Origin of the sequence: Gordonia malaquae, from assembly GCF_037148075.1 — a bacterium.
In the GTDB taxonomy this organism is placed as follows: domain Bacteria; phylum Actinomycetota; class Actinomycetes; order Mycobacteriales; family Mycobacteriaceae; genus Gordonia; species Gordonia malaquae.
Genome location: NZ_JBBCUB010000001.1, coordinates 204,685 through 228,004, shown reverse-complemented (window position 1 = coordinate 228,004; position 23,320 = coordinate 204,685). Strand labels below are relative to the sequence as shown.

Sequence of the window (23,320 nt, the reverse complement as noted above, 5' to 3'; positions counted from 1 at the left end):
TAATCTGGACCACATGACTTCGAACCCGTTCGACCCGACGCAGTGGAAGCCGGTCCCCGGCTTCTCCGACCTCACCGACATCACGTATCACCGCCACATCGGTGAGGGACGGGCGAACGGGATCGTCCGCATCGCCTTCGACCGACCCGAGGTCCGCAATGCGTTCCGCCCCCACACCGTCGACGAACTGTTCCGGACGTTCGACCACGCTCGCCGCTCCCCCGACGTCGGCACGGTCCTGCTGACCGGCAACGGCCCGTCGAGCAAGGACGGCGGATGGGCGTTCTGCAGCGGCGGAGACCAGCGCATCCGAGGTCGCAGCGGCTACCAGTACGCAGCCAGCCACGACTCCGACGTCGCCGCCGCGACTGTCGACGGTGTCGACGAGGCTCGGGTGAAGGCCGAGGGCGGGCGTCTGCACATCCTCGAGGTCCAGCGGTTGATCCGCACCATGCCCAAGGTCGTCATCGCCGTGGTCAACGGCTGGGCAGCGGGCGGCGGTCATTCACTGCACGTGGTCGCCGACCTGACACTGGCGTCGCGCGAGCACGCTCGCTTCAAGCAGACCGACGCCGATGTGGGCAGCTTCGACGCCGGCTACGGCAGCGCGTACCTCGCCAAGCAGGTCGGGCAGAAGTTCGCCCGCGAGATCTTCTTCCTCGGCGAGGCGTACGACGCGGAGACGATGCACAAGATGGGTGCCGTGAACCGCGTCGTCGACCACGCAGACTTGGAGAACACCGCGATCGAGTGGGCGCGCGCAATCAACTCGAAGTCGCCGACCGCCCAGCGCATGCTGAAGTTCGCGTTCAACCTCACCGACGACGGCCTGATGGGTCAGCAGGTGTTCGCCGGCGAAGCGACCCGCCTCGCATACATGACCGACGAGGCCGTCGAAGGGCGCGACGCCTTCCTCGAGAAGCGGCCCCCGAACTGGGACGACTACCCGTATTACTACTAGAACCCCGAGTCGAACCTGCATCCGCTCACTTCGTCGACATCTGCTCACCTCTGGAGGTGAGCAGATGTCGATCAGGTGAGCAGATGGTCGGCGAAGTGAGCGGGTGTCAGAACCACGGGATCTTGGCGAAGAGTCGACCGATCCAATCTAGGACGCCGAAGAGTATGCGGCCCGGACGTGTGGACCGCAGACGATCTTCGTTCAGATAGACCAGACACAGGCCGCCGACAAGAACGACGACCCCTGCGATGACCGCACCCGCGATCACCAACGCGAGGACGGTGCTCGACATCAGCCGATGATCTCGGCGAGTTCCCGCATGCTCTCGACGCGCTCGGGGTGCGTGTGGGCCGCGGGCGACGCGAGGAGGACTCCGACGTCGGCGCCACGGAACGCCTCGACACGCTCCTGCACATACGAACGCGGACCGATCAAACTCATCTTGCGGATCAGGTCGTCGGGCACCGCTGCGGCCGCTTCGTCCTTGCGGCCGTCCAAGTAGAGGTCCTGGATGAGCTTGGCTTCGTCGACGTAGCCGTAGCGCTGCACCAGCGAGTTGTAGAAGTTCTTGCCGCGCGCGCCCATGCCGCCGATGTAGAGCGCGGCGTGATGGCGGACGCCGTTGAGCGCGTTCTCCGCAGCGTCCTTGTCCTCGGTGATGAGCGTCGACGTCTGGACGACGATCGAAAGGTCGCCCAACGACGGGTCACGCTTGGCCTTGCCCGCCGCGAGTGCCGGGCCGAAGGCTTCTTGGACGTACTCGGGGTGGAAGAGGAAGGGCTGGAACTCCTCGAACAGTTCCGCGGCCAGCTCGACGTTCTTCGGGCCGATCGCTGCGAGCAGCATCGGGATCTTCTCCCGAACCGGGTGGTTGATGATCTTCAACGGCTTGCCGAGGCCCGAGCCGCCGTCTTCCTGCGTCAACGGCAGTTGGTAGTGCTTGCCGCGGTACTCGAGGCGTTCGCGACGCCACACCTTGCGGCAGATCTCCGCGTTCTCCCGAGCGCGCCCGAGCGGGTAGTCGTACTTGACGCCGTGGAAGCCTTCGATCACCTGCGGCCCCGACGCGCCGATACCGAGGATGGCGCGACCACCGCTGATGTAGTCCAATCCGGCGGCAGTCATCGCGAGGTTGGTCGGAGTGCGCGAGTACATCGGCAGGATGCCGGTCTGCAGTTCCATCGTCTCGGTGCGAGCCGCGATGTACCCGAGTTGGCTGACCGCGTCGAAGCTGTACGCCTCCGGCACCGTCACCCGTCGCACACCGACCGATTCGAAGTCGCGGAGATTCTCGATCGTCTCCCGGAAGTCGCCCGCGTAATTGATGGGCATGCCCAGCTTCAGCGTCATGCCGCGATTCTTGCACACCGCGTCCAGACCCGATCGGAGACGGGAGCGGCCACCCGACTCGGCAACTCGTTAACCCGCGCGACACCTTGGAGAAAGCTGAGCGTCAGTCAAGAAGTTCACCGTTGGTGAAGCACTCGGATCACGACGGTGAACTTTACGTGAATAGGCTGATGATTTTCGGAAACCCCCAGGTCAGACGCCACAAATCGGGTTGCTGCGAGTTGACGGGGTGTACCGTTCGTCGCCCATAGTTATGCCCATGACCGCAGAGATGATCATTCTTGTGCTGTTGATCGTCACAGCCCTGGGCTTCGACTTCACCAACGGCTTCCACGACACCGGCAATGCCATGGCAACGTCCATCGCAACCGGCGCACTCAAGCCGAAGGTGGCCGTCGGCCTCTCGGCGATCCTGAACCTCGTCGGAGCGTTCCTCTCCGTCGAGGTGGCGGCGACCATCACGAAGGACGTCCTCAAGATCCAGACGACGTCCGGTGACGCGAAGGGCGCCCTCATCGAAGGGCTCGACGCCAACAAGGCGTTGATCATCATCTTCGCGGGCCTCATCGGCGCCATCCTCTGGAACCTCTTCACGTGGCTGTTCGGCCTTCCGTCCAGCTCGTCCCACGCACTGTTCGGCGGTCTGATCGGTTCGGGTCTCGCAGCACTGGGCACCACCGGAATCAACTGGCACGGCATCCTGGGCAAGATCATCGTCCCGGCACTGTTCGCGCCGCTGATCGCCTGCGTCGTCGCCGCGGTCGGCACACTCCTCATCTACGCGATCACCAATGGAATGTCCGAAGCCAAGAAGGAGACGGGCTTCCGTCGCGGTCAGGTCGCATCCGCATCGCTGGTGTCCCTCGCACACGGCACCGGTGACGCACAGAAGACGATGGGTGTCATCGCCCTCGCGCTCATCGCCACCGGCCACCTCGACGCCGCATCGGTCTCGCACGGACTCCCGATCTGGGTCGTCGTCACCTGCGCCTCGGCCATCGCACTGGGCACCTGGCTCGGCGGCTGGCGAATCATCCGCACCCTCGGCAAGGGCCTCGTCGAGATCAAGGCGCCTCAGGGCATGGCCGCCGAGGCCTCGTCAGCCGCGATCATCCTGACCAGCTCGGCTGCCGGCATGGCCCTGTCGACCACCCACGTCGCCACCGGCTCGATCCTCGGTTCGGGCCTGGGCAAGAAGGGCGCCGAAGTCCGATGGGGCGTCGCAGGCCGCATGGCCGTCGCCTGGGTCACCACCCTTCCCGCCGCAGCACTCGTCGGCGCGATCTGCTTCTGGATCGCCCACCTCATCGGCGGCGCACCGGGCGCGATCGTCATCTTCCTGATCCTCGCAGCGCTCTCGGGCTACATGTACTGGCGCGCACAGCAGCAGAAGGTGGACCACAGCAACGTCAACGCCGAGTGGGACACGGAGACCAACTCTCCGGTTCCTTCTGCGGACGACGCTCCGACGACCACCAACCAGGCCTGAGCGGCCCAGAAGTCTAGAAAAGGCTGCACCTCATGGACATCATCTCCTCCATCACCAAGGTCCTCGCCGTCGGACTCATCCTCGGCGCAGGCCTCCCGGCCCTGTTCGCACTCGGCATGCGCGCCGAAGCCGCCGGAGACGGGACTCTCGAGCGACCGGCGAACCCGGCCCTGAAGTACCTCGGCTACATCCTGATCGGCCTGACGGCCATCGTCATCGTCGTCGGCATCCTGTGGATCACCCGCCAGACGCTGAACTACTACTTCGACCTCAAGATCTTCCCCGACTTCGCGTACAAGAAGTGAGCTGACACCACCATGGCACCCACACTGTTCGAGAACGTCGTCAACTGGATCCGCGCGGGCTACCCCGACGGAGTTCCCGCTGCCGACTACCCACCCCTCCTCGCCCTGCTCACGCCGGTCTTGACCGAGTCGGAGATCACCGACATCGTGCTCAAGCTCGCCCTCGAACACGGCGCCGAGAGCCCGGCCACCCCGGAACGCATCAAGGATGCGATCCACGCCGTCACCGAGCAGGCGCCGTCCGCGGAAGAGCTGCGTCAGGTCTCGGCCCGTCTGGCCGCGGCCGGGTGGCCGCTCGCCGTCTCCGTTCCGGCAAGCGAATAATCGTCGCCATGGAACGCCATTCGTTTCTCTCCACGATCCGGACCTGGCTGCGCGCCGGGTACCCGGAAGGCGTGCCGCAGAGCGATTACGTTCCACTCTTCGCGCTGCTGCGTCGTCAGTTGAGCGAGGAGGAGATCCGGCAGGTGGCGATCGACATGATCGCCGACAGCGAGGTCGAGACGATCAACCGTGTCGACGTCGGAGTCGAGATCTCCAAAGTCACCGACGAACTCCCGCGAGACGAAGACGTCGCTCGGGTCCGCACCACACTCGAAGCGGCGGGCTGGCCGTTCGACGACGACCCGTTCTCATCGGATGACACTCCGGAGGACCAGCCCTGAGACTCCTCGAACCGCTGGTTCTTCCCTCGAATCCCGCCGTGCTTCACGCCCGGCGGGATTTGTCGGCTCTGCTCGCCGGCGACGCCGCGTATCTGCCGTTGCCCGACCTCGACTCGAACGAGTCGTCACGGCTCCGCGCTCACCTCGGCGTCGGCGAGCCGGTCGACGACAGGTGCTGCCTCGTCGTGTCGACATCGGGCACCACCGGTGTTCCCAAAGGCGCCGTGCACACCCGCGACACGCTGCGCGCATCCGCACAAGCCACCGCCGAGGCTCTCGGCGGGCCGGGAGTGTGGTTGCAGACGCTGCCGCCGCACCACATCGCCGGCCTGCAGGTGATGCTCCGATCACTCGCCGCGGGCTTCGACCCAGTGATTCTCGATCTGACCGACGGATTCGACGTCTCGGTCCTCCCCGCCGCCGTCGACGCGCTCACCGGACCGCGCCGGTACACCTCACTCGTGCCCGTACAGCTGCGCAAGGTTCTCGGAGACCCGGCCGCGACCGCCGCGATGCGGGCGTTCGACGCGATTCTCGTCGGCGGTGCCGCCACTCCCCCGTCGCTCCAACAGTCGGCACGCGACGCCGGACTGCAGATCGTCACCACCTACGGAATGAGCGAGACCGCAGGTGGGTGCGTCTACAACGGCGTCCCCCTCACCGGCACCACGATCCGCATCGACGACCCCGACCCGGACGGTGTCGGACGAGTCGTCCTCGGCGGATCGACCGTCGCACTCGGCTACCGAAACCTCCCCGAGCACCCTGCATTCGTCGAGCCCGGATGGTTCCGCACCGACGACCTCGGTGTCGTGGCCGACGGCGTGCTGCGTATCGTCGGCCGCGCTGACGAGGCCATCTCGACGGGCGGACTCACCGTGGTCCCGCAGGTCGTCGAGGCGGTGATCGTCGAACTCGACGCTGTCGCCGACTGCGCCGTCGTCGGGGTGCCCGATGAGCGGCTCGGCGAACGCATCGTCGCTGTCGTCGTACCCGCGGCCGGACACGACGCTCCGAGTGCCGACGAGATCAAGGGGATCGTCGTCGAACGCCTCGACCGCTACGCCGCGCCACGCGAGGTGATCGTGGTCGATGCGCTGCCTCTTCGCGGTCCGGGGAAAGTCGACCGTGCGACTCTACGCGATCGGTTCGGACCGAGAACCAACTGATCTCGCGGCACTGTCACTGATCGACCGGAGCCGAGCCCTCGTCGTCCTGGGGAACGTCTGCCGGAGCATCGACCGGTGCCTGATCAGCGACGTCAGCCGAATCCTCGGGAACTGCTTCGTCCACCGGAGCAGTGTCCACCGGGGCGACGTCACTGGAGCCGGCGTCGGTCTCACCTTCACCGGAATCGTCGCCGCTGACGACTGTGCTCACCTCGACGGAGTCGTCCGGTGCCGCATGCGCGGGCGCACGATGTCGGGCGTTTCCGGCGTCCGGAGCAGCCCATTGCCCGCTGTCGTCGAGGAGCCGATGCCGCCCCTGCGGAATGTCTCGAACCATCGGGGCATTCGGGTCCGCGGTCTCGGGAGTGAGGTCCTGCGTCGGGTAGAAGCGCTCCGCCTGCCGGTCCCATTCGCGCATGGTGGCGTCGCTGACCTCGATACCCATGGCGTCGGCGATCGTGTACTGGAGCAGTGCGAACGGGTGGTAGGTGTCGTACACCTCGTACGTGGTGTTGCCGTTCTTGCTGTAGTAGGTCGCCTCGTGGTCGAGGTTCTCCAGGTGCACGTACGAGTACTTGCCCGTTCCCGCATGGATCACGAGAGAGCCTGCACCGTTCACCAGCAACGACGACACCGGGCGAACGGAGTCCCACTGCCAGCCCGCGACCGGATCGCCCTTGACGACGACCTGCACGACCTTCGTGTCTCCGGTCCGCCCCGGATCACGTGCGCCGTTGCTCTCAGCCCCCAGGGAAGCCATCACCGGCGCACTGAACGGGAGGTCCTGCAGTCCTGACTTGATGCCCCAGGGCGATCGCGGGTCGGACATCAACAGAACCAGGGTGTTCTCACCGGGCAGCCCCCGATCTGCCGCGATCTCCGCCGCGTTGCCCAACGCTTCGGCGCCCTGTGAGAAGCCGGTGAACACGACCACCCGGTCGGCGTTCTGGAAGGCCTCCATGATCTGCAGGTTCCGGTCGACAGCGATGTCGCGCGACTCGTCGTAGCTCGGCGCGAAGAACGGCACCAGGTGGCCGGACCTACCGCCGATGAACGGCCCAAACGACTGCGGGTACTGAACGATCTTGCTCTGCCGGTCGCCGACCAGGCCGTTGTTCCGGGGGAACACTCCGTCATCGTCTGTTCCCGGCGTGACGACGACGAAGGCGTCGCCGAGCAGGTCCGACGGCACCCACGTGCCGAGCACGTCGTGGTGGTCCCCGATCGTCGGTCCGTCGACGGCGACGCCTGAGTCGATCGACGGCATGGTCGCAGCCAGTGCCTGCGCGGGCACACCGGCGGCGACGATTCCGGCCATGGTCGTGATGGCGACCTTCCCCCTGAGTCTCACCAAGCGATCAGGCCACTTCGTCGGCACGAATGCGTCCACCAAACGGTGGAAGTGTGCCGGATTAAGCCGATCGGGCTACCTTCCAGCGCATTCACGGGGCGGGCGCCGATGGAACGAGGAAAAGGCCGGGCTCCGGCCTGATGAGGCGCCCGTGACATGCTTGATCACGTGGCAACGGTCAACGAATGGATCCAGGGCGCACGACCGCGGACGCTCCCGAATGCGATCGCTCCGGTGGTGGCGGGCGTCGGCGCGGCAGCGCGGATCGGCGACGTCGTGTGGTGGAAGGCCGGCCTCGCCCTCGTCGTGTCGTTGGCGTTGATCATCGGCGTCAATTTCGCCAACGACTACTCGGACGGCATCCGCGGCACCGATGACGATCGGGTCGGCCCGATGCGCCTGGTCGGGTCGAAGGCGGCGTCGCCGTCAGCGGTGAAAGCCGCCGCCTTCACGTGTTTCGGGATCGGCGCGGTGTGCGGTCTGGTCCTCGCGGCGACCACCGCGTGGTGGTTGATCGCCATCGGCGTCGTGTGCATCGCTGGCGCCTGGTTCTACACCGGAGGAAAGAAGCCGTACGGCTACCTCGGCTTCGGCGAGATCGCGGTGTTCGTGTTCTTCGGGCTCGTCGCAGTCTTGGGAACTCAGTTCGTCACAATCGGTCGGATCGACTGGGTCGGCGGAGTCGCCGCTGTTGCCGTCGGATCGTTCTCCAGCGCAGTCCTCGTCGCGAACAACCTCCGCGACATCCCGACCGACACCGAGTCGGGGAAGGTCACCCTCGCCGTCCGGCTCGGCGACCGCGGCACCCGCGGCCTCTTCGTCTTTCTGATCGCCGTGCCGTTCGTCGCGACGATCGTTCTGCTTCCGGTGACGACGGCCGCACTCGCCGGCCTGATCGCCGCACCGCTGGCCGCGGTCGCGTTGCGTCCAGTGGCATCGGGAGCCAAAGGCCGCGACCTGATCCCGTCACTCGCGACGACGGGCCTGGCGATGCTCGCGTGGTCGGTCGCAACCGGATTGGCCCTCGCCTTCTCCTGAGATCGGTACGACCATCGAGGTCCGCAGACACAGTGTCCGCGGACCTCGATGGTCGGACGAATCCTGGGAACGCGTCAGACAGCGGCGCGACTGTCGAGGAGTTCCGTCACCGCACCGCGCAGGCTGTCGACGTCGGTCGCCGATTCGATCACCGCACGCGATGCGGGATCACCTGCGTCGAGGATCCCGAGGAGCAGATGCTCGGCGCCGATGCTGCGGTCGCCACGAGCCCTCGCCAGAGTGACAGCGGAGTGCATGGCGTCCCGGACCGGGCCGTTCATGCGTGCACGACCTCTCCCACGGGGACCACGACGGCCGCGACCGCCCTCCCACGGACCTTCGCCGTCCCAGCCCGGCCCACGGGGTCCACCCGGTCCGCCGAACGGTCCACCGAATCCCGGCCCACGGCCGTGCGGACGGTGGTGACCGCGACGGTCGTCGCATCCGTCGCCACGACGGGCACCGCGACCACGGCCGCGGCGTTCGCCCCAACCGTCCGCGAGATCGTCGCCGAACTTGTCCCGGACCGCGGCGCGCACGCGGTCCAGATCGATGCCGATGCTGGCGAGGGCGTCTCGGTCCTCGTCGTATCGGTTCTTCTCGTCCGACTCTGCGGTCGGCTCGTCGGACTGGTGGAACTCACGTACGACGCCGCGCGCAGCGTCGAGGGTGAGACCCCGCTCCCCGAGCAGGGTGAAAATGGGGCTCCGCGCGTTGCAGAGCATCCCGAGGATCAGATGGTCGTTGCCGAACGACGGGTGGCCCAGGTCGCGGGCCTCCTGCGTGGCGAACATGAACAGTGTGCGGTCTTCCCGCGAGAAACGGTCAAACATCGTTGCCGTCCTTTCCAGCTGCTGGTGCAGCCTCTCGATACGAGTGCTTCTGGTGCACGGCCTGCCGGCTGACCTGTAGGACGTCCGCGATCGCCTGCCAGCTCCAGCCCGCGGCTCGGGCGGAGGCGACGTGAACGTCTTCGAGGCGGTCCGCGAGAGTCCTCAGCGCCCGGACTGTTCCCAGTCCGACTGCAGGGTCGGAGCTCGCTGCGGTTCCCGTCATCGAGTCGGTGTCGGTCGGCATCTCTTCGTCGTGCATGGTGTCAGGTTATGTTGACAACGAAGCCGTTGTCAACATTTATTGACGACCAAGTTGATGGAACTACTCGGAAGCGATCGATTCGCTGATGTTCTGACGCGACGCCCGGACCGCGGGGACGACGGCGCCGAGAAGGCAGAGGGCAGCCGACACGGCGACGTACCAGCTCGACGACCAGAGTGGGCTGTAGACGATGTCGATGGACGTCGTCTCGGTGAGGATCGCATCCGCGAGGACGTGCAGTCCGGTACCCATGACCACACCGGTCACCGCTCCGATCACTGCGATGGCGCCCGCTTCGGCGAGCACCATGCGGAAGACGAATCGGCGAGAGGCGCCCATCGACCGCAGCACGCCGATCTCTCGGCGTCGTTCCAGCACCGACAACAGGAGCGTGTTGAGAAGGGCGATCGCCGCGGCCCCTGACACGATCCACTGGATCGCGACAGTGAACCCACCCGACTGCTCCGCGGTGCGCTGCGCGGCGGCCAACCCCTCAGCCCCGGTGTAGACGTTCACCGGCGAGCCGCCGACTCCGGGATGCGCATCGGCGATCTCAGTGACCGCGCGACGCACCGCGTCATGATCGGCGTCGTCGTCGAGCGTCACCTGGAGATAGGTGTCGCCCGGGCGGTTGAACCACGTGTGCAACAGGTTGATGGACACGGCAGCCACCCCGGAGTCCATCGACACGTAGTTCACCGTCTCGAGGACTCGCAGCCGCCGGGGTCCGGTGGGCGTGGCCACCGTGAGCTCGTCGCCGACTTCGGCGTCGAGTGTGCGGGCCAACGTGCGCGACAACAGGATTCCCCGACCGTTCAGGACCTCGTCCGCCGCCTCCGGCGACGCCTTCCGCAGGAACGGAGCCGCCGCTCCCCGCTCGAGTCCCTGCAGGACGATCCGAGCGTCTCCGAGGTTCACATTCGCCCATTGTCCGCCGACCACCTGCTTCACGCCCGGTGTCGCCGCGACTTCACGCCGGACGGCCGGGTCGAGTATCGGCCCGGTCGGAATCGACTCTGCGTCCTGCGACGACACGTAGAGGTCTGGTTCACTCAACCCGTCCAGCGACGACGACAACGACCCGACGAGGTTGTTCAGGGCACCCGATATCCCGATGCCGACCGACACTGCGACCGCGACGGTCATCACCGTCGCCCACACTCGCCGCGGCGCACGTTCGGAGTTCACCGCGGCGAGCCTTCCCGGCCCGGCGAATCGGGCGGCCACCGCTCGCACTCCGGCCACCAGCAGTGGGCTGAGGGCGAAGCACAGGATCAGCCCGCCGACGGCGTAGACCGCTCCCGCGAGAATCGCGGCACGCCCGTCGACGATCTCGACGATGAGCCACGCCCCCGCGATGCCGATCACGCCGACGACGCCCGACGCCCACAGAAGCCGTCGCGAGATGCCCGCAGCCTCGGTCACCTGCCCCGGAGCCATCGCTTCCACCGGTGTCACCGAGAAGACTGCCTTCGCTGCGAGCGCCGTCGCCCCGACACAGGCGAGAACTGCAGCGCCGATCCCCGCCACGGGAACCAACGCAGGCAGCGTGTAACTGACGTCCATCCCGACCGAGGACGATCCACCCGGCACCCGGCCCAGTGCCCAACGGCCGGCGACGATTCCGATCGGGATGCCCGCAACGCCTCCGACGACACCGAAGAGCGCGGATTCGCCGAGTAGATCGCCTGCCAGATGCCGGCGTCGTCCGCCGAGAGCGCGGATCATCGCGAGACTGCGTCGACGGGACGCGACCGCCATGTTCATCGTGTTGAACACCAGGAATGCTGCGATGACCAACGACACCATCGACACGAGGAGCGTCGAGTCACGGACGACGGAGCTCGCGACCTCCGCCTGACGAACACGGAAGTCGGGATCGACGACGCTCGCCCGATCCCCAACCACCTCTTCGACCGACTCGCGCAATGCACCGGTGTCGGCACCTTGTGCGGGGACGATCAACAGAGAGTCGACGGCGTCGACCAGTCCGGAGAGGCGTTGTGCCAACGGCAGATACGCGAAGACGAATCGGCCTCCGTTGAGCGACGACGCCTCATCGCCGAGCACTCTGCGGACTGTGAGACTCTCGCCGCCCACCTCCAGGGTCTGCCCCACGGACAGTCCGACCGCCGGCCCGACCACGATGCCGTCGGAGAGGTCGTCGATGCTCAACCCGGAATCGTCCGACTCGGCAGCGGCCCCGAGCTCCGGCGACAGCATCGAGGCTCGATAGTCCGACCCGAGGAGCACAGTCGGTCGGTCGTCGATGACGACCGACCCGCGGACGATCGGCACCACATCTTCCGCCAGCGGAACGCGTGCGCGGAGTTCGCCCGCGATCGACGCGGGCACACCCGAATCGGTGATGCCCGCGACCTCGACGGTCGCGACGCCGGCGATCGCTGCGTTGAAGTCACGTACCGACGCGGTCAACGAGCCGTACACCGACAGCACAGCGACGAGCAGTACCGACGACACCGTGACGACGAGCAGCGACGTGACCACCCGGAGTCTGTGCGACGTCAGCTCACGCAGGCCCAGCACCCTGATCCGCGTCAAACCGGCTCCGAGGCCCGGCATCAGAGCGACCCGTTGATCACTCGTCCGTCCCGGACTGTCACCACCTGGTCACACGCTCGAGCGGCGGCGGCGTCGTGCGTCACCATCAGCACCAGCCTGTTCACGTCTTCGTGTGCGACGTCGGACAACAGCTGCAGAACGTCGGCACCGGTGTGGGAGTCGAGGTTGCCCGTCGGTTCGTCGGCGAGGACGATCGTCGGCTCCATGATCAACGACCGGGCGATGGCGACGCGTTGCATCTGGCCGCCGGACAGTTCAGACGGCCGGTGATCGATCCGATGCCCGAGACCGACCCGTTCCATGAGTTCGACCGCACGCGGCTTGGCCTTCGCCAGCGAGCGCGAGTCGAGCAGCATCGGCAGCGCGACGTTCTCCCACGCCGACAGCGTCGGTACGAGATTGAAGAACTGGAAGATGAATCCGACTCGATGCCTGCGGAACTCCGACGCCGCATGGTCGGACAGCGAGGTCAGGTCGACTCCGTCGACCTCGATCGACCCGGACGTCGGACTGTCGAGTGCACCGATGATGTGCAGCAACGTCGACTTGCCCGCCCCGGACGGTCCGACGACCGACACGAACTGACCGCCGTCCAGGCTCAGCGACGCACCGTCGAGCGCGCGGACCGTCTCCGTTCCCATTCGGTATTCACGGACCAGGTCGACGGCGTCGACGACGGGCATGGCGTCTCCTTCAGGAGTTCCAGACTCCCGTGGCGAAGTATTCGGTGAGCACGGCGGTGGGCGGCGCGAGGTCGAGCTCCTGTTCGGCGACCCACTCGTCGTTGTAGTAGGTGTGATCGTAACGGTCGCCACTGTCGCACAGGAGCGAGACCACACTGCCCGCACGGCCTGCGTCCGCCATCTCCGCCATGATCGTGCACGCCCCCCAGAAATTGGTTCCGGTGGACCCGCCGACCCGGCGTCCGAGGCGTGAGCTGAGGAACCGCGCCGCGGCCACCGACGACGCGTCGGGCACACCTATCATCCGATCGATCACCTGCGAGACGAACGACGGTTCCACCCGGGGGCGGCCGATCCCCTCGATCCGGGATCCACCCGTCGACGTGATCGTTCCGTCGCCTGCCTCGTAGGCGGGGAGGAACACCGAGTTCTCGACGTCGACGACGGCCAGGCGTGTGTCGTGCTGCTGGTAGCGGACGTACCTCCCGAAGGTCGCCGAGGTGCCGCCGGTGCCTGCGCCGACAACGATCCACTCCGGCACCGGATGCGGCTCACCGGCCATCTGCGCGAACACCGATTCGGCGATGTTGTTGTTGCCCCGCCAATCCGTCGCCCGCTCGGCCATCGTGAACTGATCGATGAAGTGACCGTCCAACTCGGCTTCGAGGCGCTGTGCGACGGCGTAGATCTCCGACGGCGAGTCGACGAAATGACAACGGCCGCCCTGCGCTTCGATGAGTTCGGTCTTGCGGGGCGAGGTGCCCTTCATCATCACCGCGACGAACGGCACGCCGATGAGCTTGGCGAAGTACGCCTCCGACACTGCAGTCGATCCCGAGGACGCCTCGATCACGGTAGTGCCTGGACGAATCCATCCGTTGCACAACGCGTACAGGAACAGCGATCGTGCGAGACGGTGCTTGAGGGACCCCGTCGGGTGCGTCGACTCGTCTTTCAAGTACAGGTCGATCCCACCTGCCTCGGTCCGCGACCACGACGGCAGGTCGACCTTCAGCAGGTGAGTGTCGGCACTGCGCAGACCGTCCGCCCCGATCCGGCGGACCGCTTCCGCCGTCCACGCACGATCGGAGGTGTGCTCGACGATCCGCGTGTCAGTCATTCGCTGTCGCCCCGCAGACGCGACTGGAGTTCGTCATGACGAGCACTGCGCGCGGCGTCGATGCGGGTGATCTGGTCGTTGACCCGGAGACGAAGGGTCTTGAACGCGACCATGCCGACCGGCAGTGCGATCAGGACACCGAACACCGCAGCGACGACGAGCGGAACGTCGACGCCTGCAGCCTTGCCGACGAAGAAGATGACGGCCGCGATCGCCACGACCAACGCGAGACGAGCCGCGGTGTACAGAACGATCGCGGTGATCAACGTTCCGGTCGTCGCGGGCTTCTCGCCCGTCCCGGCGTTCTCGGCGCCGGCGTTCTTCATGTCCGCTTCCACGGGGAGGTCTTCACTCATACTTCCTAGGATACGGCCCGTGACGTGGGACGGATGCCGCGCCAAAGGTCCCTCAACGGACATTACGGCCTCTTTACCTACACCTGACTGTTCGAGCAACCACCCCAAGTGCGTGTACTAGTGGAGCCAGGACGGGGAATGAACCGACACGACGCAGACCGCGTCGTCCCACGACTCCAGGAGGGTCCGATGACCACAACCGCAGAGCACGACGAGCAGGCCTCAGAGTTGATCACTCCGGCACTCGCCGCACAGCACAACCTGACACCCGGCCAGGTCGCCGCCATGTTCAACGTGAACCCGAAGACCGTCGCCCGCTGGGCGTCGTCCGGCGTCCTCAAGTCGATCCGCACCCCGGGCGGCCACCGTCGCTTCCGCGAGGCCGACGTCGTCGACCTCCTCAACCGCGGCTGACGCTTCCCGCACACCTCAGCAGCAAACCGCTCCCCTCAGCGACATCTGCTCACTTCTACAAGTGAGCGGACGCCGGCGAGGGGAGCGGTTTGTCGTTGAGAGGCTCAGATCGCGCGGCTCACAGGCCCGCGTACGAGTGGAGGCCGGAGACGATGAGATTGATGGCGAAGAGGTTGAACAGCAGCGCGATGAAACCGGCCACATTCACCCAGGCCGCCGCCTTGCGCCAGCCCGCGGTGGCGCGGGCGTGGAGATAGGCCGCGTAGATGACCCACGCGATGAACGAGACGCTCTCCTTGGGGTCCCAGCCCCAGAAGCGGCCCCAGGCGGCTTCGGCCCAGATGGCGCCCAGGATGATGCCGAGTCCGAACAGCGGGAATCCGACGACCACGCACTTGTACGCGACCCGGTCGAGTGCATCACTCGACGGGAGAACACGATTGAGGAATCCGGTTACACCGTCTGAATCAGACTCGAGATCAGTCGCCCACCGCTGTCGGACGAGGTAGAGGACACTCGCGACTCCCGAGACCAGGAGGATGCCCGACGCGATGGAGATGATCGAGACGTGGATGATCAGCCAGTACGACTTCAGCGCGGGCACCACCGGCGCAGGCTGCGTGTACAGGTAGCGACCACCGATGAACATGAGAAGCACCACGGGCAGCAGCACGAAGCTGAGGAGCGGCCGGTAGGTCGGCTTACGCAGTGAGACGACTCCGGCGACGACGCAGGCGAGCATCGTCAATGAGATGAACTCGTACATGTTGCCCCACGGCGCACGGTCGGTGGCGACGCCGCGAAGGATGATCGACACGAGGTGCGCGATGATGCCGACGAACGCGACTGCCCAACCCATGCCGGACAGCACGTCGCCGAGCTGGCGGCGCGGCGTCGAATCGACGACACGACCGGGAACTCGATCGCCGGGAACTCCGGCGGCGGGGACGAGTTCCTTCTGCTCCGCACGCTGAGCGGCGGCCACCTTCGTGTAGAACATCGGCGCGAGGGACAGCAGGAACATCACCATCGCGAGCACATACACCACCATCGAGGTGCCGTACAGCCAGTCCGAGAGCCGGGCCAGATCCATGTCGACGTATCCGTTGTCGCCCATCAATGTTCCTTCGTGTTGTGCTCGCGTCGGGTCACAGTCGACCGCGTCCGCGCTTGTCGGCGTCGGTCAACAGACCGTGCGCCTGGTCTTCGAAGCCTTCGCCCCAGCCCGCCTGATCGGTCCGGGCCAGTCCGGCCACTTCTACTACAGTACGTCGGACTTCCGTGTCTGGCACCAGCCGAGCCCAGATACGGCGACGGCGGATCAGCAGCGACACGAGCAGTCCGAGGACCATGACGACGGCCGAGACGAGTACTCCGCCCTGCGCCGGGTCGTGCGACACCTGCACGGACACCCACCGCTTGTAGCCGTCGAACGAGACGCGTGTCCCGTCGTCGAGCACGGTGTCCTGGCCCACTTCGAGGTTGACTGACGCCTTCTGTGTCAGTCGTCCCTGATCGATGAGCTTCTGGTCGAGCGTGTACACGTTCTGCGGTTGACCGGTGTCGATGCCGGTGTCGCCGCGGTACACGCGGATCGCCACTGCGGGCGAGTTCACGACGGGCGACTGCGAGTCGAGCAGGTTGTGCATGAACACCGGGTCGGGCGCGAACAGACCTTCGATCGCGATCTGGTTCTTCCGGCGGACGTCGGCGTCCGGGAACATGCCCGCGGGTGTGTCGAAACGGACTGCGCCCTCGGACAGCATCGTCTGAGTGGATTGGGGGATGAACGGCGCGGTCTGCGTTCGCTTCTGACCATTGGGGAACGTGACCGTGAAGGTCGGCGCGAAACCGTTGCCGAGCACGTAGACGCGGTCGCCCGAGACGCGCAGCGGCTTGTTCACCTGCACGGAGGTCTTGTCCCACGTCGCGGGGTCGGACGCCGGATCGTCGGTGTACGCCACCTTCGCGTCGTACATGTCCGGCTGACCCGACTCGAGGAACGTCGCGGAGAAGTCGTCGACGCGGAAACAGAACGGCGCCAGCTCGGTGCCGTCGACCATCGCCCCCGAACGGAACGAGTCGTAGACGGCCGTCGACGTGTTGCAGAGGACCTGCTCGCCGTCAGCGACCAGTGTGCGAGTGCCCTCGTAGCCGAACATCTTGCCCACCGCGATCGTGACGAGCAGCGACAAGAGCGCGAAGTGGAAGACGAGGTTGCCGAACTCGCGGAGGTAGCCCTTCTCCGCCGACACCTCGACGGCGCCGTCGGGATACCGCTTCGACGGTTCGACGACGACGGTCCGCGTGCGCCACCCGCGAAGGTTCCCGGTGATCCGTTCGGCGATCTCGGCAGGCTCGCCGTCGACGGTCTCGGTGACGTGACGCGGCAGGCGCTTGAGGTTGCGCGGCGCGGCGACGGGCGGAGTCCGCATCGCCTTGTAGTGCTCCCAGATGCGCGGCGTCAGACACCCGACGAGTGAGACGAACAGCAGCACGTAGATCGCGGTGAACCAACTCGACGAGTACACGTCGAACAACTGCACCCGGTCCATCCACACACCGAGTTCACCGCGCTTGGCGATGTAGTCGAGTGTCTTCTGCTCGTTGAGGTCACGCTGCGGCAGGAGTGCGCCGGGGATGGCGGCCAACGCCAGCAGGAACAGCAGGGCGAGTGCTGTCCGCATCGACGTCAGACCGCGCCAGGTCTTGCGGAGCGGCGCGATCACAAAGCGCTGCACCGGATTCGGCGTACTCATATGCCCACTTCCCAGTCGCTGATCAGATGGAGGCGGATCCAGTTGACGAAGTCCATCCATGCTCCGGTCACCATCAGTGCTCCGAGGATGATCAGTGAGACACCGCCGATGATCTGGATGACGCGAGTGTGCCTGCGCAGGAAGCCAAGGCTCCGCACCGCCCAAGCCGACGAAGCCGCCATGATCAGGAACGGCAGACCGAGGCCGAGGCAGTAGGCGGTCACCAGCAGCGCCCCGCGCCAGGCCGACGACCCTTCGGTCGACATTCCGGCGACGACGACCGCTCCGAGTGTGGCGCCGGTGCAGGGGACCCAACCGATGGCGAAGACGCCGCCGAGGATCGGCGCGCCGATCACGCCGGAGTAGCGGCGCGGGGCCATTCGGCGGTCACGCTGCAGAAACGGGATCATGCCCAGGAACACCAGGCCCATGAGGATCGTGATGACACCGCCGATGCGCTGCCACAGCTCGAGTCGCTCTGCGTCGAGGAACGTCGCCGTGAGGCCGAACACCGCCGCCGTCGCAAGAACGTAGACGACGGTGAAGCCGAGGACGAACAGGCCTGCCGCGCCGACTACTCGGTACCGCCCCTTCTTCCGTCCCTCGGTCGCCGTCACCGCGGGCGCGTCCGCGCCGACGAGGCCTGCGAGGTACGACAGGTATCCGGGGACCAGCGGAACCACGCAGGGTGACGCGAACGAGACGAGACCTGCGATCATGGCCGCGCCCATGCCGAGCAGGAGCGGGCCGGAGGTGACGGTCGTGGCGAACGTCTCGCCGACCGACGCCAGGGGCGTCACAGTCATTTCGATTCGCTCGCGACGCGAAGCACGGCTGCCTTGAGCTCGTCTGCGGTGATCGACCGCAGGTACACCACGGCGGGTCGGTGCTGACGATCCAGGATCACCGTCGTCGGGACTGCGCCGACCGGAACTCCGAGGGAGGCGAGTGACGCTCCGCCGTAGTCGAAGATGGATCGGTACGCGACCTTGTTGTCGCTGACGAAGTCCTGCGCGCTCGATTTGCTGTCCCGGAAGTCGATTCCGAGGAACGCCACACCCTTGTCCCGGGTCGCGAGGTACGCCGCGTCGAGTTCGGTGAACTCCTTGCGGCACGGCGCGCACCACGACGCCCACACGTTCAGCACGACGACGTCGCCCTGGAACTTCGAGATCGAGATCGTCTCACCGGTCAACAGATCCGGGCCCTTGACGTCACCGACGGTGCGCCGCTGGTCGATCGGGTACTCGATCACGATCTTGCCGTCCGGCGACACGAACTGGTTTCCCTGTGCCGGGACGACGGCGTCGTCGCCGGTGCTGCAGCCCGCGATGACGGCGACAGCGGTGAACAGCGCGACGGCGGCAGCCGTGACGCGGCGAAGTCGAGCCATCGTCGTCACGCGCCCGTGATGCGGGGGTCCGACGCTCCGGCCGGCTCCGAGTACACGATGTCGATGAGCGCGTCACCGTCGTAGACCAGGCTGGTCAGCGAGGCCAGCGAGCACTGGCGCACCCGCGGGTCGTGCCAGAGCCGCTGACCTTCGAGGAATCGACGGAGAGTGTAGACCGGGAGCTGATGGCTGACGCACACGGCTTCGTGGCCGCGAGCGGCGTCACGTGCCTCGCTCGCCGCGGCGAGCATGCGGTGAGCGATCTGGATGTAGGGCTCGCCCCACGACGGGGTGAACGGGTCGCGCAGCTTCGCCCAGTGACGCGGCTGGCGCAAGGCGCCGTCGCCCACTGCCACCCGCAGACCCTCGAACTGGTTTCCGGCCTCGATGAGGTCCGGAATCGTGATGATCTCCTTGCCGTGCGCGGCGGCGATCGGAGTGGCGGTCTCCTGCGCGCGTTGCAGCGGCGATGCGAACACGTGGGAGATGTCGTGATCGGCGAGTGCGTCCGCAACACGTTGCGCCTGGTCGCGCCCGTTCTCCGCCAGGCGGAAGCCGGGCAGGCGGCCGTACAGGATGCCCTCGGGATTGTGGACTTCGCCGTGGCGCATCATGTGGACGATCGTCTTCATCAGTTTCCCTCTCCGGGGGCGAGCGCTGCGGCCGCGGCGGCGGCAGCTGCGGGCAGTGCGTCGGCGATGCGCGAGAACGCGTCGTCGTCCAGCGCTGCGGACACGAACCACGCTTCGAAGGCGCTCGGCGGCGCGTACACGCCGCCCGCCAGCAGTGCGTGGAAGAACGGCGCGAAGCGCCAGGTCTGCGTCTTCTTGACTCCCGCATAGTCGACGATCGGCTCGTCGCTGTCGGTGAAGAAGAAGCTGAACAGGTTTCCGGAGAACTGCACCCGGTGGGCCACGCCCGCGGCGGTCAACGCGTCGCCGACCATTCCCGCGATGCGATTCGCGTTGGCGTCGAGGGTCGCGTACACGTCGGCGGTGGCGTTTCGGAGCGTGGCGAGGCCGGACGCGACGGCAACGGGATTGCCGGACAGGGTTCCGGCCTGGTAGACGGGCCCGAGGGGGGCGAGGTGCTCCATGATGTCGGTCCGCCCGCCGAACGCGGCGGCAGGCAGTCCACCGCTCATCACCTTGCCGAAGGTGTAGAGGTCACCAGCCACACCGTCGAGGCCGTAGTAGCCGGCCGGGCTCACCCGGAAGCCCGTCATCACTTCGTCCATGATCAGCAGCGCGCCGTGCTGTGCGGTGATCGCTCGCAGACCCGCATTGAATCCGGCGATGGGCGCGATCGCGCCCATGTTTCCCGCGGCGGCTTCGGTGATGACCGCGGCGATGTCTGCACCGTGCTCGGCGAACGCGGCCTCGACCGCGGCCAGATCGTTGTACGGAAGCACGATCGTGTCGTGCGCGGACGCTCCGGTCACACCGGGCGAGGTCGGCAGCCCGAGCGTCGCCAGGCCTGAGCCCGCGTCCGCGAGCAGTGCGTCGACGTGACCGTGATAACAGCCGGAGAACTTCACGATCTTGCTTCGACCGGTGAATCCGCGAGCGAGTCGGACCGCCGACATCGTCGCCTCGGTGCCCGAGTTGACGAGTCGGACGCGGGAGACCGGGTCGACGCGGTCGATGATCTCTTCGGCGAGTTCGATCTCTCCGACGGTCGGAGCACCGAATGAGAGACCGCCGGCGGCGGCTGTGCGGACTGCGTCCACGACTGCCGGATGGGCGTGCCCAAGGATCATCGGACCCCAAGAACACACCAGGTCGACGTAGGTATTGCCGTCGACGTCGGTCAGCGTGGACCCGGAGGCCGAGGTGATGAACCTAGGGGTGCCTCCGACGGCCGAGAACGCACGGACCGGGGAGTTCACACCGCCCGGCGTCGCATGTGCGGCACGGGCGAAGTACTCCTCGCTGCGAGCGGTGGACGGTGCGGTGTTCTCGGCTGGTGCGGCCATGACTTCCAGTGTCCCAAAACCTCAGCGATGCACCCAATCCGCTGAGGTTGTTCTCAGGTTCGACAGCGGTTCATCCGAGCGCGGACTCGACAGCGTCGGCGATCGCTCGCTGCCCCGCCGCATTGGGGTGCATCACGATCGGCGACGACCCGCCGACCATCGGTTCGATCCAGCGGATGCCCTTCGCCGCGCAGGCGTCGTGGCCGCGGGAGCGGACCGACATGTCGACGAACGTCGCCCCAGCCGCAGACGCGGCTCGTGCGATCGCCGCGTTGAGCCGCGACTGCACTCGTCGGACGTACGCGATGTCTCCGTCGGCGATCCGGACGGCGGGCCTGCACGACGTCGACGGCGGTACCAGCCACGGGTATCCGACGATCACGACCTTCGCGTGTGGAGCGCGGGCCGCGATGTCGCGGAGTCCCTTCTCGACGGCCGGAGCGATCTCCTCCCGGATCGAGTCCGCGGGACCGGAACCCAGTTCGGTTCTGCACGGCGCGCCGGACGGGTCGGTGTCGGCCACGTCTGCGCAGTCCCTGATCAACGATGAGTAGAGCGACGCGTCGTTACCACCGATCATCAGTGTGACGAGATCCGTGTTCGGAGTGACTGCGTCGAGCTGAGGTCCTGCGCCCTCGTACTGGGCCCGGTACAGGTGTTCGGTCCGCGCGCCCGCGCAGGCGACGTCCACGAGGTGGTGACCACGGCGGGCGGCGAGCACGGTCGCGAAGTCGGACGACGACCGTTGGCAGGTGAACTGGGAGTCTGGCTGAAGCGGCAGGATGCCGGTTCCCGCAGCGAAGCTGTCGCCGAGATTGACGTGCTGGATCACCCGTGCAGGAGGTTCAGCGGCCCGGGAGGTGTCGTCGGGCCCGCCGCGCGAGTTCATCCACACCACGCCTCCGACGATCACCGCGAGTGTTGTCAGAACCGCGGCCGCCGCGACGCCGGGGCCGAATCTCCGGTCACTCACCTGGCGACTTCGTCCCCTTCGGCGGAAGACCGAGTTTCACGGCCAGATGTGCATCGGTCAGTTCCGAGCGGAAGCGGTCGACGTCGCGTGCCCACGCCTGCGCCAATTTGCCGTTCTTCAGTTTGACGCCGACGCCCTTCCGACGACGCGGCACCGCGTGCAGCTCGCCGAGTGCGGGAGCGCTCTCCCAGTCCTGGAAGTCGCCGCCGCGGTTCTCCGGGTACACCGTCACGATGTCGGATAGAGCGATGGTTCGAGTGCCCTGCTGCAGCGTCTGCTCGGTGAGGCGCACCGAGACATGGCGTCGAGCGGCCTTGACCTGCAGTATCGAGAAGCCGATGAGCACCACGCCGAAGATCGTGAGGACCTCCCAGTGGATGCGGCCCTTGCCAGCGATCTCGAGCCACAACGTCAGCGCCAACAACGCCGGCCCAATGACGACCACCCACCAACTGCCACCGGGTTCGTAGAAGAGCGTCTCCCCCACGTCCTCCGGAAGCGGATCGAGCGCAACAGCGGGTTCGGTCTCCGCGTCGGCGGGCCGGGTGTCCTCAGCCTCGACTGTGTCGACCTCGGGTTCGTCCGTCTGGCGCTCGTCCGAACTGTCGGTCACGAGACGGAGCCTGACGTCGAATCGGGTTCGCAGTCGCCGCTGAGCTTGCAGTTGAACCACTTGTCGGCGCGCGGCCGATACGCGAGCAACGAACCGGCGAGGCCGATCACCGCGCACGCCAGGACAACAGCGAGGCCGCCGCTCTGGAAGCCGATCGTCAGCGGCAGCAGCATGGCTACGACAACGCATGTCAGCGCCGACAGCGACGACCGCCACTGCAGCTCTCCGCGATACGTCTTCGCGCCGAGCAGCAGATATGCGACGCCGAGCAGAATGATGAGCACGCCGATCGCGAGCGGACCGAACTCGAGTCCGACGTTCACCGACTGGTCGACGACGGTGAGGACGCCCAGTGCGATCAGCAGCGCACCGGAGATCATCCACAGCCGCATCGCCCACACGACGAGCGTCGGACGGTCCTTCGGATCAGGCTTCGGGCCTCTGGTTCGGGCTTTGATCTCGATCACCGCACACCGCCGTTCTGTCGATTTCCGGACCGCCACGCCGCGACGTCACGACAGAAGACGGTGGTGTCTCGATGCATCAACGCGACAAGCGCGCCGATCGCCGCGACACCGCCGATGATCACGAAGATCGTCGCCCATGCTGGAACGGTAGCCCCGTCGTTGCCGTCGGTGGTGATGAACAGGGAGATCACCCCGAAGACGAGCTGAACCGCGAGGAATGCGCTGAACACACCAAGTGTCTGACGGGCCCAGTTGCGCCCGTCCCAGGTGAACTTGAGGACCACTGCGGTGATGGCCGTGATCACGGCGATCGACAGAACTGTCACAACCACCGCGAGCGCGGTCGCGCTGAACGGAACGTCCTCGCCTGCCTTCTTCATGTCGTCGAGGTAGTCCTCGGACACCTCGAACGCGATCGGATAGCGGGCGATCATCACGATCGCCATGGCGACGATCACCACGGCCCAGAGTTCAACGGCCAGCCTCACACTCTCCGGGCGGTTGGGAGCGCCCGTTGTGTCAGGTACGGGTGGGGGGACGGTCATGCACTCCAGAGTAATT

The 23,320-nt window shown here is 66.6% G+C and carries 27 protein-coding genes; 8 read left to right on the top strand and 19 right to left on the bottom strand.

Translation table 11 applies throughout. From position 1 onward, the window contains the following. Nucleotides 1–13: 13 nt before the first annotated feature. A complete protein-coding gene (locus tag WFK36_RS01215) occupies nucleotides 14–961 on the top strand; it encodes a 1,4-dihydroxy-2-naphthoyl-CoA synthase (RefSeq protein ID WP_336788991.1) in 948 nt (315 codons plus the stop codon). A 106-nt stretch (nucleotides 962–1,067) separates the two neighbouring features. On the opposite strand, the gene WFK36_RS01210 is transcribed toward WFK36_RS01215, so the two are convergent. Next, nucleotides 1,068–1,253, bottom strand: a complete 186-nt coding sequence (locus WFK36_RS01210) for a hypothetical protein (RefSeq protein WP_336788989.1) — start codon at nucleotides 1,251–1,253, stop codon at nucleotides 1,068–1,070. Further along, nucleotides 1,253–2,311, bottom strand: coding sequence for an LLM class F420-dependent oxidoreductase (locus tag WFK36_RS01205; RefSeq protein WP_336788987.1), 1,059 nt, complete (start codon nucleotides 2,309–2,311; stop codon nucleotides 1,253–1,255). The genes WFK36_RS01210 and WFK36_RS01205 overlap by 1 nt, the downstream gene beginning before the upstream one ends. A gap of 259 nt (nucleotides 2,312–2,570) precedes the next feature. Between WFK36_RS01205 and WFK36_RS01200 the strand changes: the two genes are divergently transcribed. The 5 genes from WFK36_RS01200 to menE are packed head-to-tail and all read left to right on the top strand — an operon-like array spanning nucleotide 2,571 to nucleotide 5,939. Further along, nucleotides 2,571–3,800 (top strand): inorganic phosphate transporter, encoded by a 1,230-nt coding sequence (locus WFK36_RS01200; protein WP_008377509.1) that lies wholly within the window; start codon nucleotides 2,571–2,573, stop codon nucleotides 3,798–3,800. A gap of 32 nt (nucleotides 3,801–3,832) precedes the next feature. Further along, nucleotides 3,833–4,105, top strand: a complete 273-nt coding sequence (locus tag WFK36_RS01195; protein ID WP_008377508.1) for a hypothetical protein — start codon at nucleotides 3,833–3,835, stop codon at nucleotides 4,103–4,105. 12 nt (nucleotides 4,106–4,117) lie between these two features. Further along, nucleotides 4,118–4,429, top strand: coding sequence for a DUF3349 domain-containing protein (locus WFK36_RS01190; RefSeq protein WP_008377507.1), 312 nt, complete (start codon nucleotides 4,118–4,120; stop codon nucleotides 4,427–4,429). Between the two features lie 8 nt (nucleotides 4,430–4,437). After that, nucleotides 4,438–4,770 (top strand): DUF3349 domain-containing protein, encoded by a 333-nt coding sequence (locus WFK36_RS01185; RefSeq protein WP_336788983.1) that lies wholly within the window; start codon nucleotides 4,438–4,440, stop codon nucleotides 4,768–4,770. Nucleotides 4,771–4,808: 38 nt separating this feature from the next. Further along, nucleotides 4,809–5,939 carry an o-succinylbenzoate--CoA ligase gene (gene menE / locus WFK36_RS01180; protein WP_336788980.1) on the top strand — a complete coding sequence of 377 codons (1,131 nt, stop codon included), beginning with the start codon at nucleotides 4,809–4,811 and terminating at the stop codon, nucleotides 5,937–5,939. Between the two features lie 13 nt (nucleotides 5,940–5,952). Here menE and WFK36_RS01175 read toward each other — a convergent pair whose 3' ends face one another. Then, nucleotides 5,953–7,257, bottom strand: a complete 1,305-nt coding sequence (locus WFK36_RS01175) for an alpha/beta hydrolase family protein (protein ID WP_336788978.1) — start codon at nucleotides 7,255–7,257, stop codon at nucleotides 5,953–5,955. Nucleotides 7,258–7,458: 201 nt separating this feature from the next. Between WFK36_RS01175 and WFK36_RS01170 the strand changes: the two genes are divergently transcribed. After that, nucleotides 7,459–8,328 (top strand): 1,4-dihydroxy-2-naphthoate polyprenyltransferase, encoded by an 870-nt coding sequence (locus WFK36_RS01170; protein ID WP_336790914.1) that lies wholly within the window; start codon nucleotides 7,459–7,461, stop codon nucleotides 8,326–8,328. A 74-nt stretch (nucleotides 8,329–8,402) separates the two neighbouring features. Here the strand turns inward: WFK36_RS01170 and WFK36_RS01165 are convergent, their stop codons facing one another. From WFK36_RS01165 to WFK36_RS01140, 6 genes are all read right to left on the bottom strand, one after another. After that, entirely contained in the window at nucleotides 8,403–9,161 is a 759-nt protein-coding gene (locus WFK36_RS01165; RefSeq protein WP_336788976.1) for a Clp protease N-terminal domain-containing protein, read from the bottom strand. Beyond that, complete coding sequence (locus tag WFK36_RS01160) at nucleotides 9,154–9,420, bottom strand: helix-turn-helix domain-containing protein (RefSeq protein ID WP_008377501.1); 267 nt, start codon at nucleotides 9,418–9,420, stop codon at nucleotides 9,154–9,156. Before WFK36_RS01160 ends, WFK36_RS01165 begins: the two co-directional genes overlap by 8 nt. A gap of 63 nt (nucleotides 9,421–9,483) precedes the next feature. Further along, entirely contained in the window at nucleotides 9,484–12,006 is a 2,523-nt protein-coding gene (locus tag WFK36_RS01155) for an FtsX-like permease family protein (protein ID WP_336788974.1), read from the bottom strand. Next, nucleotides 12,006–12,689 (bottom strand): ABC transporter ATP-binding protein, encoded by a 684-nt coding sequence (locus tag WFK36_RS01150; protein ID WP_336788972.1) that lies wholly within the window; start codon nucleotides 12,687–12,689, stop codon nucleotides 12,006–12,008. The genes WFK36_RS01155 and WFK36_RS01150 overlap by 1 nt, the downstream gene beginning before the upstream one ends. Nucleotides 12,690–12,699: 10 nt before the next feature. Further along, complete coding sequence (gene cds1 / locus WFK36_RS01145) at nucleotides 12,700–13,809, bottom strand: L-cysteine desulfhydrase Cds1 (protein ID WP_008377498.1); 1,110 nt, start codon at nucleotides 13,807–13,809, stop codon at nucleotides 12,700–12,702. Further along, nucleotides 13,806–14,165: a DUF4229 domain-containing protein gene (locus tag WFK36_RS01140; protein WP_008377497.1), complete on the bottom strand. Its 360-nt coding sequence runs from the start codon at nucleotides 14,163–14,165 to the stop codon at nucleotides 13,806–13,808. Before WFK36_RS01140 ends, cds1 begins: the two co-directional genes overlap by 4 nt. A gap of 189 nt (nucleotides 14,166–14,354) precedes the next feature. On the opposite strand from WFK36_RS01140, the gene WFK36_RS01135 reads away from it, so the two are divergent. Beyond that, nucleotides 14,355–14,579 carry a BldC family transcriptional regulator gene (locus tag WFK36_RS01135; protein ID WP_008377496.1) on the top strand — a complete coding sequence of 75 codons (225 nt, stop codon included), beginning with the start codon at nucleotides 14,355–14,357 and terminating at the stop codon, nucleotides 14,577–14,579. A 118-nt stretch (nucleotides 14,580–14,697) separates the two neighbouring features. Here WFK36_RS01135 and ccsB read toward each other — a convergent pair whose 3' ends face one another. The 10 genes from ccsB to WFK36_RS01085 all read right to left on the bottom strand — a co-directional run bounded on the left by ccsB (nucleotide 14,698) and on the right by WFK36_RS01085 (nucleotide 23,304). Beyond that, on the bottom strand, nucleotides 14,698–15,696 hold the full coding sequence (gene ccsB / locus WFK36_RS01130; RefSeq protein ID WP_336788969.1) for a c-type cytochrome biogenesis protein CcsB: 999 nt from the start codon (nucleotides 15,694–15,696) through the stop codon (nucleotides 14,698–14,700). Between the two features lie 31 nt (nucleotides 15,697–15,727). Further along, complete coding sequence (resB, locus tag WFK36_RS01125; RefSeq protein ID WP_336788967.1) at nucleotides 15,728–17,338, bottom strand: cytochrome c biogenesis protein ResB; 1,611 nt, start codon at nucleotides 17,336–17,338, stop codon at nucleotides 15,728–15,730. Beyond that, nucleotides 17,335–18,144, bottom strand: coding sequence for a cytochrome c biogenesis CcdA family protein (locus WFK36_RS01120; protein ID WP_336788965.1), 810 nt, complete (start codon nucleotides 18,142–18,144; stop codon nucleotides 17,335–17,337). The genes resB and WFK36_RS01120 overlap by 4 nt, the downstream gene beginning before the upstream one ends. Further along, nucleotides 18,141–18,731: a TlpA family protein disulfide reductase gene (locus WFK36_RS01115; RefSeq protein ID WP_336790911.1), complete on the bottom strand. Its 591-nt coding sequence runs from the start codon at nucleotides 18,729–18,731 to the stop codon at nucleotides 18,141–18,143. The genes WFK36_RS01120 and WFK36_RS01115 overlap by 4 nt, the downstream gene beginning before the upstream one ends. Before the next feature lie 5 nt (nucleotides 18,732–18,736). Beyond that, entirely contained in the window at nucleotides 18,737–19,363 is a 627-nt protein-coding gene (locus WFK36_RS01110; protein WP_008377491.1) for a histidine phosphatase family protein, read from the bottom strand. Next, nucleotides 19,363–20,706 carry a glutamate-1-semialdehyde 2,1-aminomutase gene (gene hemL, locus WFK36_RS01105; RefSeq protein ID WP_336788963.1) on the bottom strand — a complete coding sequence of 448 codons (1,344 nt, stop codon included), beginning with the start codon at nucleotides 20,704–20,706 and terminating at the stop codon, nucleotides 19,363–19,365. Before hemL ends, WFK36_RS01110 begins: the two co-directional genes overlap by 1 nt. A gap of 70 nt (nucleotides 20,707–20,776) precedes the next feature. Beyond that, nucleotides 20,777–21,679, bottom strand: a complete 903-nt coding sequence (locus WFK36_RS01100; protein WP_336788961.1) for an SGNH/GDSL hydrolase family protein — start codon at nucleotides 21,677–21,679, stop codon at nucleotides 20,777–20,779. Then, nucleotides 21,672–22,292 carry a hypothetical protein gene (locus WFK36_RS01095; RefSeq protein WP_008377486.1) on the bottom strand — a complete coding sequence of 207 codons (621 nt, stop codon included), beginning with the start codon at nucleotides 22,290–22,292 and terminating at the stop codon, nucleotides 21,672–21,674. The genes WFK36_RS01100 and WFK36_RS01095 overlap by 8 nt, the downstream gene beginning before the upstream one ends. Next, entirely contained in the window at nucleotides 22,289–22,759 is a 471-nt protein-coding gene (locus WFK36_RS01090; protein ID WP_336788958.1) for a hypothetical protein, read from the bottom strand. Before WFK36_RS01090 ends, WFK36_RS01095 begins: the two co-directional genes overlap by 4 nt. After that, nucleotides 22,756–23,304 carry a hypothetical protein gene (locus WFK36_RS01085; protein ID WP_336788956.1) on the bottom strand — a complete coding sequence of 183 codons (549 nt, stop codon included), beginning with the start codon at nucleotides 23,302–23,304 and terminating at the stop codon, nucleotides 22,756–22,758. The genes WFK36_RS01090 and WFK36_RS01085 overlap by 4 nt, the downstream gene beginning before the upstream one ends. Nucleotides 23,305–23,320 lie beyond the last annotated feature (16 nt).